13 protein-coding genes are annotated in these 11345 nt (G+C 68.2%); 8 read left to right on the plus strand and 5 right to left on the minus strand.

Annotated features, from left to right (window positions below):
- The first annotated feature begins 1 nt into the window (after position 1).
- Positions 2-958 (plus strand): c-type cytochrome biogenesis protein CcsB, encoded by a 957-nt coding sequence (gene ccsB / locus ACFVVI_RS14080; protein WP_387445679.1) that lies wholly within the window; start codon positions 2-4, stop codon positions 956-958.
- Between the two features lie 140 nt (positions 959-1098).
- Positions 1099-2040, plus strand: coding sequence for a tetratricopeptide repeat protein (locus tag ACFVVI_RS14085; RefSeq protein ID WP_387445680.1), 942 nt, complete (start codon positions 1099-1101; stop codon positions 2038-2040).
- Positions 2041-2052: 12 nt separating this feature from the next.
- On the opposite strand, the gene ACFVVI_RS14090 is transcribed toward ACFVVI_RS14085, so the two are convergent.
- The 3 genes from ACFVVI_RS14090 to ACFVVI_RS14100 all read right to left on the minus strand — a co-directional run bounded on the left by ACFVVI_RS14090 (position 2053) and on the right by ACFVVI_RS14100 (position 3299).
- A complete protein-coding gene (locus ACFVVI_RS14090; RefSeq protein WP_378634197.1) occupies positions 2053-2703 on the minus strand; it encodes a hypothetical protein in 651 nt (216 codons plus the stop codon).
- Between the two features lie 80 nt (positions 2704-2783).
- On the minus strand, positions 2784-2975 hold the full coding sequence (locus tag ACFVVI_RS14095; RefSeq protein WP_378634199.1) for a hypothetical protein: 192 nt from the start codon (positions 2973-2975) through the stop codon (positions 2784-2786).
- A gap of 114 nt (positions 2976-3089) precedes the next feature.
- On the minus strand, positions 3090-3299 hold the full coding sequence (locus ACFVVI_RS14100) for a BldC family transcriptional regulator (RefSeq protein ID WP_056814442.1): 210 nt from the start codon (positions 3297-3299) through the stop codon (positions 3090-3092).
- Positions 3300-3461: 162 nt separating this feature from the next.
- On the opposite strand from ACFVVI_RS14100, the gene ACFVVI_RS14105 reads away from it, so the two are divergent.
- From ACFVVI_RS14105 to ACFVVI_RS14125, 5 genes are all read left to right on the plus strand, one after another.
- Positions 3462-3788 (plus strand): DUF4229 domain-containing protein, encoded by a 327-nt coding sequence (locus tag ACFVVI_RS14105; protein WP_378991009.1) that lies wholly within the window; start codon positions 3462-3464, stop codon positions 3786-3788.
- Positions 3785-4870 carry a PLP-dependent cysteine synthase family protein gene (locus ACFVVI_RS14110; protein WP_387445683.1) on the plus strand — a complete coding sequence of 362 codons (1086 nt, stop codon included), beginning with the start codon at positions 3785-3787 and terminating at the stop codon, positions 4868-4870. Before ACFVVI_RS14105 ends, ACFVVI_RS14110 begins: the two co-directional genes overlap by 4 nt.
- Before the next feature lie 90 nt (positions 4871-4960).
- Complete coding sequence (locus tag ACFVVI_RS14115; RefSeq protein WP_019049431.1) at positions 4961-5182, plus strand: hypothetical protein; 222 nt, start codon at positions 4961-4963, stop codon at positions 5180-5182.
- The gene (locus ACFVVI_RS14120) at positions 5182-5757 is read left to right on the plus strand and encodes a Clp protease N-terminal domain-containing protein (RefSeq protein WP_387445685.1); all 576 of its coding nucleotides are present in this window, start codon (positions 5182-5184) and stop codon (positions 5755-5757) included. Before ACFVVI_RS14115 ends, ACFVVI_RS14120 begins: the two co-directional genes overlap by 1 nt.
- Positions 5758-5820: 63 nt before the next feature.
- A complete protein-coding gene (locus ACFVVI_RS14125; protein WP_378991002.1) occupies positions 5821-6216 on the plus strand; it encodes a phage holin family protein in 396 nt (131 codons plus the stop codon).
- Here ACFVVI_RS14125 and ACFVVI_RS14130 read toward each other — a convergent pair.
- Positions 6213-7085, minus strand: coding sequence for a 1,4-dihydroxy-2-naphthoate polyprenyltransferase (locus tag ACFVVI_RS14130; RefSeq protein ID WP_387445687.1), 873 nt, complete (start codon positions 7083-7085; stop codon positions 6213-6215). The two genes, ACFVVI_RS14125 and ACFVVI_RS14130, sit on opposite strands and share 4 nt — an antisense overlap.
- Before the next feature lie 78 nt (positions 7086-7163).
- On the minus strand, positions 7164-7628 hold the full coding sequence (locus ACFVVI_RS14135; protein WP_378990998.1) for an SRPBCC family protein: 465 nt from the start codon (positions 7626-7628) through the stop codon (positions 7164-7166).
- A 114-nt stretch (positions 7629-7742) separates the two neighbouring features.
- Between ACFVVI_RS14135 and ACFVVI_RS14140 the strand changes: the two genes are divergently transcribed.
- Positions 7743-11333, plus strand: coding sequence for a BTAD domain-containing putative transcriptional regulator (locus ACFVVI_RS14140; RefSeq protein ID WP_387445690.1), 3591 nt, complete (start codon positions 7743-7745; stop codon positions 11331-11333).
- Positions 11334-11345: the final 12 nt, after the last annotated feature.

The raw sequence follows: 11345 nt of genomic DNA on the forward strand, positions 1-11345 counted from the left end.
GATGCAGATCGACGAAACGCTGGCACGGTACAGCGACTTCGCGTTCATGTCGGCCATGGCCATCTACGCCCTGGCCACGGTCCTGCTGATCGTGCAGTACGCCTCGGCGCGCGCCAAGCAGGTCGCCGCCCGCGAACTCGTCCCCGCCGGCGACCCCGGGTTGCCCGGCAGGATCGAGACCCCCGAGGCCAAACCGCTCGCCGAACGGCTGGGCAACATGGCCTTCTCGGTGCTGGTAGTCGGCGCGGTCCTGCACATCGGTTCGATCGTGCTGCGCGGCTTCGCCACCCACCGCTTCCCGCTGGGCAACATGTACGAGTTCACCACCATGGCCACCGCGGCCGCCGTGGTGATCGGCCTGATCTTCCTGCGCGACCAGCGCTACCGGGCCATGTGGGCGTTCCTGCTGGTCCCCGTGCTGATCCTGATGTTCCTGGCAGGCACGGTCCTCTACGCCGACGCCGCCCCCGTGGTCCCCGCCCTTCGCTCGTTCTGGCTGCCGATCCACGTCACCATCGTCAGCATCGGCAGCGGCGTCTTCCTGGTCTCGGGCGTGGCCAGCCTGCTCTACCTGTTCCGCATGCGTCAGCCCGCGGGCGAGGAATCCACCAACATCGTCGGCATCATCGCCCGCCGCCTCCCCGACGCCCGCACCCTCGACCAGCTCGCCTACAAAACCACCATCATCGGCTTCCCCCTCTTCGGCGCAGGCGTCATCCTCGGCGCCATCTGGGCCGAAGCCGCCTGGGGCCGCTTCTGGGGCTGGGACCCCAAGGAAACCTGCTCCTTCATCGCCTGGGTCCTCTACGCGGCCTACCTGCACGCCCGAGCCACCTCGGGCTGGCGAGACACCAAGGCAGCCTGGATCAACATCGCCGGCTTCGTAGCGATGCTGTTCAACCTCTTCATCATCAACATGGTGATCAGCGGTTTGCACAGCTACGCGGGGCTGAACTGAGCGGCCGCTACCTCCGATATAGCGTGTCTGCATAGCTCCGAGATGAGACCATAGGTCTTGTGGCACACGATCTTCGGCTGTCCGGTGTGACCTACGGGGCGGGGGATCGGTCCGGGGGATCGACTGAGCGTGCGGGGAAGTTGAGTTTCTCGCATTCGGAAATCCGGTGGCGCCGATCGGTGCGCTCGGCGTTCGTGGTCGGCTGGCGCGAGGTGACGGGCGTCGATGTGCGCACGCCCGACCTTGTCGAAGTGATCAGTGCCGGAGTCGGGTGGGCCGACGGCTCCGTGATTCGCCTGGATGTGGCGGGGGCTACCCACCGATTCCACGTTGCGGGCACGCAGCCCGAGCAACTGCGAGAAACGCTGATGGCATGGGTCGTTCGCGAGGCGCCGCCGTCGAAACCGTGGCCCGTGGCGCCCGCCCGACCGGTGGTGGCGCGGGCACCGGTCGATATCGCGTACGCGGCGGCGGCGATCTGGCGAGCCAGCGGCCTGGGACGCGCACCGTTTTCCGAGATCACTACGGCGTCGTATCGGGTGGCTGTCGCGGAGAATCACCGCGACAGCGGACGCTACTCGGAAGCGATCGCGGTGTTGGAGCCGCTCGCTCAACAGTGCGCGGAGAAATTCGGTGCCGACCAGCCCATCACGTTGCAGGTGCGGAATGCCCTCGGCCGGTCCTACTGCGATGCAGGGTACTTCTCCGAAGGACTGGAGGTGCTGAACGATATCGTGTCGATCGCCGAGCATGTTCTCGGCGTCGACGACGACATGACGCTCACCCTTCGCAACAATCTGGCATTGGGGTATTCCGCTGCCGGTGAGTACCGTCATGCCCTTGACCTACTCGACCTGAACGTCGACTACAGCGAACGGAAACTCGGCGACGACAGTCTCGAAACTCTCGGGCGTCGCAACAACTTGGCGGCGACACAGGCGCTGGCCGGGCTTCGGCAACGCGCTGCGGCCTCGTACTGGAGCATCCTCGATCGGCTGCATCCCGACAGTTACGCGCACAGTCTCGCGGTCACCGCACGCCAGAACCTGGCCATCTTGCACAACCCGCTGTGGGAGCCCTGAGGCGCCTCGGAGTCAGCAGTAGTAGCAGATCTTGTTGGCGGGGAGTTCCACGTGGCAGTTGAGGCAGACCGGCTTGCGCACCGGTTCGGGCTTGGGGATGGCGGCTACGGTGCGGCGGGCGGCGGAGGGTCGTTTGACGGCTGCCTCGGCTGCTTCGGCGGTGGCCAGGTCCGCGGAGGTGGACTGGCGGATGGCGGCGACCTTCGGGGGGAGGGTGGGCAGGCCGCCGTCGGCGGGGAGGTCGGTGGCGTAGTGCTGGTAGCACTGCCAGCGGGCCGCGGCCGCGTGCATTTCGAGGTCGTCGGGGATGGGCAGGCCCGCGAGTTCGAGGATGTAGCGGTAGCCGGTGCCGACGGTCTGGTTCTTGCGCACGCACAGGGCGCTCAGCGGCGGCTCGTTGTTCTTGTGACAGTGCTCGGCGACTTTGTCCAGCACGACCGGCAGCCAGTGCTGCCACTTCACCGCGGTGCGGATCCCGGATTCTTCCTGGACCAGCTCGGCCAACTCCGTGTTGACGATGAAGTTGTTGAACCGGGTAGCGGTGTCGGCCAGCACCTCGTGTGCGGCGCGAGTCCACTCCGACCGTGCCTCGGTGAACGTCACGGCGCTGCCGTCGGCCGCGCGCCAAGTGGTCGGGACAGAACCCTGCTGCACATCAATCACCGGAATACGTTATCTACCCAGCTCTTTCGACGCGCAACGGGGGTATGTGCGTCAGCTCACGGCGACGCACATCGTGAGGGTCACTCGGCCGGGCCGGAGTCGTCACGTGGTTGTTTGCCGAGGCGCCAGAGGAATTCCGGGTCGTCGTCGGGGCCGAGAACTGGTCTGCGCGAGGGTGGGCCGGGATTCGGGCGTTGCATTTCGGGGCCGAACGCCTTCCAGCACAACACCGCGATGGCCACGATCGCGATGAGTGCCAATAGGTACGTCACGTCGCTCACCTCCTGCTATCGAGGGTAGCCGTGTCCGCGCCGTGTGCACATCCGCAACGGGAGGGAAATTTTTGGCGAACGCGAGCCCGCGGTGGGCTCGCGTCGGCCGGTGAGTCAGCGGGGTGCTGCCTCGGTGGTCAGTGATCTGAGCAACTGCAGGACCTCGGACTCGCGGAAACGGCGATGTCCGCCCGGTGTACGCAGTGAGCCGAGTCTGCCCGCATGGGCCCACCGGGTGACGGTCTTGGGATCTACGTGGAACATGGCGGCCACTTGGCCTGGTGTCAGCAGAGTGTCCTGAAGGCCGACGGTGATCGCAGTCATAGCTAACCTCTCCGTTCTCGACAGTTCCCTCATCAGTGGCGTCATCGTCGCACTGCGACCCCCATGTAGTCGAACCACCTACTGTTGGTAAAGGGGAAGTAATAGACAAAAGCCGCGAACGGGGCCGCATCGGCGAGATTCGCGCCGGGCTACGCTGTAGTCGTGAGTGAAGCAACAGGTCAGCAGGGTCCTGGCGCAGGGAAGCGGCTGGTCCGCAATCTCGCGCTCTACACGCTGGCTCGTCTCGGGCTGGTCGTGGTGATCGCCGCGTTGATCGTAGGCGTGGCCAAGCTGATCGGTGTCGACGTGCCGGTCATCGTCGCGGCGCTGTTCGCGCTGATCGTCGCGATGCCGCTGTCGCTGACGTTGTTCAAGAAGCTGCGGGTGAAGGTGAACGAGGACATCGCCGTGGTCGACGCGCGCCGCCGCCAGGACAAGGCGCAGCTGCGGGCCCGCTTGCGGGGTGACGACGACGGCGCCTCGGCGTGAAGTACCTCGATCGCAGCGCCCCGCGTGACTGGGTCGACAATGCCGTCCGGCTGATCGACGCCGACACGCAGCGCTCCGCCGACACCCACCTGCTGCGGTATCCGCTGCCCGCCGACTGGCCGGTGCAGCTCTACCTCAAGGACGAGTCGACCCACATCACCGGCAGTCTCAAGCACCGGCTGGCACGGTCGCTGTTCCTGTACGCGATCTGCAACGGCTGGGTCACCGAGGGCACGACGGTGGTCGAGGCGTCGTCGGGTTCGACGGCGGTGAGCGAGGCCTACTTCGCGAAGCTGCTCGGTCTGGACTTCGTCGCGGTGATGCCCGCGAGCACGTCGCCGCAGAAGGTCGCGCTCATCGAGGCGCAGGGTGGCCGATGTCATTTCGTCGATCGACCACCGGACATGTACACCGAGGCCAAGCGTCTCGCCGCCGAATCCGGCGGGCATTTCATGGATCAGTTCACCCACGCCGAGCGGGCCACCGACTGGCGTGGCAACAACAACATCGCCGAGTCCATCTTCGAACAGCTCGCGCTGGAGAAGCACCCGGTGCCGGAGTGGATCGTGGTCGGTGCGGGTACCGGCGGCACCAGCGCGACGATCGGGCGCTACATCCGGTATCGCAGGCACGCGACGCGGCTGGCCGTGGTGGACCCGGAGCATTCGGCGTTCTACGGTGGCTACGAGTCGGGCGACGCGGGCTATGAGACCGGAATGCCGTCGCGCATCGAGGGGATCGGCCGTCCTCGGGTGGAGCCGTCGTTCGTGGGCCAGGTGGTCGATCGGATGATCGTGGTTCCCGATGTGGCCTCGATCGCCACCGCCCGTCATGCGAGCGCCGCACTGGGCCGTCGCGTCGGCGGTTCGACCGGCACGAACCTGTGGGGCGCCTTCCACCTCGTCGCCGAGCTGGTCGCGGCGGGTCGCAGCGGAAGCGTGGTCACGCTGCTGTGTGACGGCGGCGACCGGTACGCGGGCACCTATTTCGACGACGACTGGGTGGCCGCCCAGAACATGGATCTGACCGGCCCGACCGAGATTCTCACGGAATTCGCCACCACCGGCCGCTGGAACGGCTGACAACCTCCCACACCCTTTTCGGGTCTGTTCGCGCTCAGCGATGTCAATTTTTGTTGACAAACGCGGCTGTCGTCAAGCAAAATTGACGCCATGACCGATGCAACAACCCTCGCCTCAGCGGCAGGCAACCCCGACCCCGCCGTCGGGCTGCGCGCGGTGCTCGCCCTGCGCAGGCTGGCCGACCGGCTCGAAACCATCCAGGTTGCCAATGCCAGAGCCAACGGCTGGTCGTGGCAGGCCATCGCCGAGGCGCTCGAGGTGAGTAAGCAAGCGGTCCATCAGAAACACAACCGGAAAGGTGGAACCCGCTGATGTTCGAAAAATTCAGCCGCGAGGCCAGAGTCGCGGTGGTCGGTGCCCAGGACGACGCCAAGGAGCTGGGCGCGAAGCGGATCGGGCCGGAGCATGTGCTGCTCGGCACCTTGTCGAACGCCGAACCGGACCTGCGCGCGGTGCTCGACGCGCGCGGCATCACCGCCGGCGGTGTGCGCGCCGCCCTCGCCGCCCGCACGAGCGAGCCGCCGCTGGGCGCCGATGACGCGCAGGCCCTGCGCTCGATCGGCATCGACCTGGATGCTGTGCAGGCCAGCATCGCCGACAACTTCGGCTCGCAGGCCTGGGACCAGGCCGAACCGGAGGCCAAACGAGGCATGTTCGGCCGACTGCTCGGCTCCGGGCACATCCCGTTCACCAGCACGGCCAAGAAGTCGCTCGAACTCGCGCTGCGCGAGGCGATCCACCGCAAGGATCGGGAGATCTCCTCGACCTACCTGCTGCTCGGCATCCTGCGCGGGGCCGACCCGGCCACCACCGACCTGCTCGGCGGCCGCGACGCGGTGTCCGGCCTACGCGCCGATCTCTACGCGATGCTCGACCGCGCCGCGTGAATTCCACATCGGGTGTGTGTCAGACCCGCCGCAATGTCCGTTTCCCGGCCTAGCATTGCGTGCATGCAACTAGCAATCCGGTTGGTCATCAACGCCATAGCCATCTGGGCTGCGGCCGCGTGGATCGACAAGATCGATATCTACGTGCCGCCCGAGTGGTCAGCGGAGTGGGGTAACTGGGGCAAGGCCCTGGTCCTGCTCATCGTCGCGCTCGTGTTCACGGCGGTCAATGCGGTGATCAAGCCGATCGTGCAACTCCTGTCGTTGCCGTTCGTGATCCTCACGCTCGGCCTGTTCCTGCTGGTGGTGAACGCGGGGATGCTGTGGCTCACCGCCAAGATCACCGAGCTCACCGACTACGGCCTTCGCGTCGACGGTTTCTGGGCGGCGTTGTGGGGTGGCTTGATCATCACGCTGGTCAACTGGGTGCTCGGCATTCTGGTGCCCGACGGCGACTAGCCCGCGAGCCCGACGGCCAGCGCGCTCAGCGCCGACCAAGCCAGCAGGGCAAGCCCCGAATCGCGGAGGGCGGGAATCAGTTCCAGCCCGCCCTTACCGGTGCGCACAGGGGCGTTGGCCCGGATCGCCAGCGGCAACGCGAGCAGTCCGGCCAGCGCCCATGGCGTGCGCGCGATCAGCGCGAGGCTGATCACGAACGGCGCCGCGAGCAACACCAGGTGCAGGGTGCGGGTGCGCGCATCGCCGAGTTTCACCGCGAGCGTGACCTTGCCCGACTCGGTGTCGGTCGGGATGTCACGCAGGTTGTTGGCCACCAGCACCGCGCTGGAGAACGCGCCGACGCCGATCGCGAGCAGCAGGCCGACCCAGTCGACCCGCAGCGCCTGCACGTACTGGGTGCCGAGCACCGCGATCAGCCCGAAGAACACGAACACGGCGATCTCGCCGAAACCGCTGTAGCCATACGGCTTGCTGCCGCCGGTGTAGAACCACGCGCCCGCCAGGCACAGCGCGCCGATCAGTACCAGCCACCACGCCGTCGTCACGGCCAGCACGAGGCCGGCGACCGCGCCGATCGCGAGGCTGAGCACCGCGGCGGTGCGAACAGCTGTGGGGGAGGCCAGTTTCGAGCCGACCAGGCGCAGTGGGCCCACCCGCACGTCGTCGGTGCCGCGAATGCCGTCGGAGTAGTCGTTGGCGTAGTTCACCCCGACGATCAGCGCCAGCGAAACCAGCAGCGCCAGAATTGCTTTCCACCAGACGGCCCCGTCGATGGATGCGGCAGCGCCGGTGCCCGCGAGTACCGGCGCGATCGCGTTGGGCAGCGTCCGCGGTCGGGCGCCCTCGATCCATTCCGCTGCTGTAGCCATGGATCGAAGCCTAATCCGACACGGACGCTCCCCGCTCCTGGAGCCCCTCGCGCACGGCCGGAGGGCGCCTGATCGCGGTCAGGCCGGGGTGGACTCGGCGACCGTCTTGAGCCGGGCCAGTCCCTTGTCGAAGTCCTTGCCGATGAGGTTGTCGATCGGGAACACCTTGCCGAGCACGCCCATCAGCCCGGAGTGGGTGCCGGTCATCTGCCAGGTCACCTCGGTGCCACCGGCAACCGGAGCGAGCGTGAAGGTGACGAAATTGGTGGCTTTGAACGGTTTCTCGAAGGTGAGCTCCACGCCGATCTCGCGTTCGGCGTCGGCCTTGATCTCCATCACGCCCGCACCGGCTTTGCGGTTGCCCCGCCAGGCGTAGCGGGCGCCGACGCCGGATTCCGGGCCGGTGTAGGTACGGGCGAGCTGCGGGTCGGCGTCTTCCCACGGCGACCACAGCCGCCACTGGCGGAAGTTGTCGATCAGTGCGTGGATCCGTGCCGGTTCAGCGGCGATGACGGTGCGCCGCGACACCTCGAAGTTGCCCATGTGCGTGAGCCTAAAGCGAGGTGGGGACAAAATCGCGGGACACAACGTCGGCGGTGTCGCGCTGGGGCGCGAACCGGGAACCCGTCGCCGCCCTCGCCTACGATGACATCCGGCATGTCTGTACAGCATCGCGGCCCCGAGGGGTCGCCCTCCGAGGCACTCTCCCGCGTTGTCGTGGGGGTGCTCGGCGTGATCGCGATCCGCCGCGACGACGCCGTGATCGCGCTACCCGGCGCCCGCGCCCGGCTGCTGCTGGCCGCCCTCGCAGTGCATCCAGGGCGGGCTCGGAGCGCCCAAACGCTGATCGACGAGGTGTGGGGCGAACAACCACCCCGCGCACCGATGAACGCGCTGCACACGCAGGTCTCACGCCTGCGGGCGATGCTGCCCGACGGCGCACTGGAGATCGGCCCGGCCGGTTACCGGCTGAGATTGCCCGCCGACAGCGTCGACCTCACCGCGGTCGCCGCGCTCGCCCGCCGAGCCGATGAACACCTGGCTGAGGGAAACGTCGCCGACAGCCTCGCCGCGATCGCACTGGCCCGGACCCTGTGGCGCGGTGAACCGGGCGCCGATCTCCCCGATTCCGCCCCGGCCGCCGACCTGCGCACAGCCGCCGCCGACCTGGGCCGCCGCCTCGATCACACCGAACTCACCGCCCACCTCACGCACGGCGACGTGGCCGACGCCATTCCCCTCGCCCGCGCCGCGGTGGTAGCCAACCCGCTGGACGAATCCGCCCACGCGACCCTGATCCGTGTCCTCGCCGCCGCGGGCCGGCCGAGCGAAGCCCTCGAGGTCTTCGCCGCCTACCGCCTACGCTTGATCGAAGAACTGGGTGCCGACCCGGGCCCCACCCTCCTCGCCCTCAACACCGCCGTCCTCCGCGGAGAACCGATCGAGCTGCCCGGACGCGCACCACAACACCGCGTCCAGTCGGGTCCGAGTGCCGCGACGACCAGCAGCCGATCCGCCGGCGCATGGTCGTCGGTCGGCGTCAACGGCGACCGGCCCGGCCGGTCGGGCAGCGACGCCGGGAGCTCCGACGGTGGGGGAGCCGGTCCCGGGTTCACAGACGGGGTGGGGACCGGTCAGCGCGGCCGGCCGGTCGGCGCCACCGGAAACGACTCCGGTGGGACCGCCGATTCCCAGTCCGTGGCCGGCGCTGGAGATACCGCGGCTACCGACCGGCGCGGCCCGGGCAGCCCCACACCGCGCACCGCCGTCGGACTACGTGCGGCGCCCAACGAATTGCTCGGTCGCACAGTGGATCTCGACGCGATCACTGACCTGGCACGGCGCTCCCGAGTGACGACCGTCCTCGGACCAGGCGGCACCGGCAAGACCAGGGTCGCCAACGCGGTGGGTGAACGCATGGCCGGTTCGGTGCCGGTGGTACTCGTCGAATTGGCCTCGGTGCAGCCCGAATCGGAGGCCGGACCGCAATCGCGCAAAGACATCGAGGTCGCCATCGGGCAGGTGATCGGCCTGGGTGAGATGCGGGAGACGGGTGCCATCCGGGCGGGCGTGCACGTGGATGTGAGCACCCGTCTGCGTGAGGCGCTCGCGGCGCGGCCGATGGTGCTGATCCTGGACAATTGCGAGCACGTGATCGATGCCGCGGCTGAGGTGGTCGCCGATCTCGTCGGCAGTTGCGCCCAGTTGACCGTGCTCACCACCAGTCGTTCGCCGCTGTCGATCACCGCCGAATCCGTCTATCCCCTAGCTCCTTTGGCGATCGACGCGGCCGGTTCGCCTGCCACGGACCTGTTCTCGGCTCGCGCTAGGGCGGTACGCCCCGATGTCCGCCTCGACCCCGACACCGTGGCCCGGCTGTGCCGCACCCTCGACGGTCTCCCGCTGGCGATCGAGCTCGCCGCCGCACGGGTGCGCACGATGAGCGTCGCCGAGATCGAGACCAGGCTCGACCATCGTTTCGCCCTGTTGCGCAGCGGTGATCGGTCCGCGCCGCACCGGCATCGCACGCTGCACGCGGTGATCGCCTGGAGCTGGAACCTCCTCGACCCCGATCAGCAGGTGACCCTGCGCAGGCTGAGCCGTTTCCCGGCCGGGTTCACCGCGGCCGCGGCCGAGGTGGTCGCGGCGGGCCCGGATGTGGCCGTCGCGGTGGACGGGCTGGTCGCCCAGTCCCTGCTCACCGTCCTGGACGACCCCGACGGCGCGGGCATCCGCTATCGCATGCTCGAAACGGTCCGTGAGTTCGGCGCCGAACAGATCGCCACCGTCGACGCGGTGACCGATGGCGCCGAATCCGCGCTCGTTCTCGACAGGATGTTCTGCTGGGCCAGGGAATTCGCGCTGGGGTCGTTCCGCGACTACCGCGGCGGCGGTCAGGTGAGGTCCGTACTCGCGGTGTCGGCCGACCTGGACAACCTGGTCGCCGTGCTGCGCTCCGCTGTCGATCGCGCCGACGCGCCGACCGCGTACTCGGTCTTCCCGGTGGTCGCGATGGTCTGGGTGATGCGTGGCGCGCACCTGGAATTCACCGGGTGGGCAATGCGATTGGTCGCTCTCGCGCCGCCGCCACCGTCCTCGGCCGAGGACGCCGACCTGCAGATGATCGCGCATCTGCTGACCTGCCTGCACATGCTGTTCCTCAAGGATGGCGGCATCCGCGCGACGGCGATCGTGCGCACCCGTGCGCGGCGGCTGCTGACCAACCCTGTTCTCGATCCGGGCCTGTACTTCCTCGGTACGGTGATCACCTTGCGGCCCGAGCCGTTCCGGTTGGGCAGGTTGTTCGCCCGGGGCGCGCGTTCACACCATCAGCAGGTCCGGGTCGCCGCGCTGGTGGCGCGAGCCAACTTCTGGGAGACCGGCGGCAACGTCGCGGGCTCGACCCGCGACTCTTTCCGCACCCTCGACGACATGGATCCGGCGGAGGTGTGGGGGACGGCGACGGTGTGCCAGCACCTGGCCCAGCTGTCCGGCCAGTCCGCGAACTATGACGACGCAGTGAAGTATTACCGCCGCACGCTGGAGTTGATGGGCGAGCTCCGCGTGCACGAGGAGATCATGGAGAGTCGCTGCTACCTGGCCGCCGCTTTGGTCGGCGGCGGGCACCTCGAGCAGGCGCGTGCCGAACTCGACTTCATCGTGCGACCGAACGATTCCGGTGTCAGCCCCGTTGACGACCCCATGGTTCGCCGTAACCACCGGCTGGCGAACGCCGCTACCGCGCTCGCCGAACTCGAACTCGCCGAGGGCGATGTCGACGCCGGGCTCCGCCATTACCGCCGCGGGCTCGAGCTACTCGGATGGCCCGATTTCGAACCGACGCCGGGCCCCGGTTCGCTGATGGTAGCGGCGGCCACCCTGAGTGCCCACGTGCTCCACGGCCGGGCATCCGCTGCCGCGGGTCTGGCGACCGAGCTGATCGAGACCGCCGATCAGCGGTTGGCGCAGTACATCGACCTACCGCAGATCGGGGCGGTCGCGTGCGGGCTCGGGTCCTACTTGCTCACCACCGACTCCGGGCGCGCCGACGGTCTCGAACTGCTCACCCTCGCAAGGACATCGGTGGCCAGGCAGGACGGCCCCTCGATGGAGTTGGCCGCCCACATCGCCCTGCACCGGGGTGTCGTCGGCGATGCCGCGATGGACGCGGCCTTGCATCGCGCGGCGGGTACGCGTCGTCTCGAGGCCGCGAAGCGCATCGTCGAGATCATCGCCGGACTGCACTGACACGACAACGGC

It is taken from the genome of Nocardia sp. NPDC058114 (genome assembly GCF_042884695.1).
Classification (GTDB): domain Bacteria; phylum Actinomycetota; class Actinomycetes; order Mycobacteriales; family Mycobacteriaceae; genus Nocardia.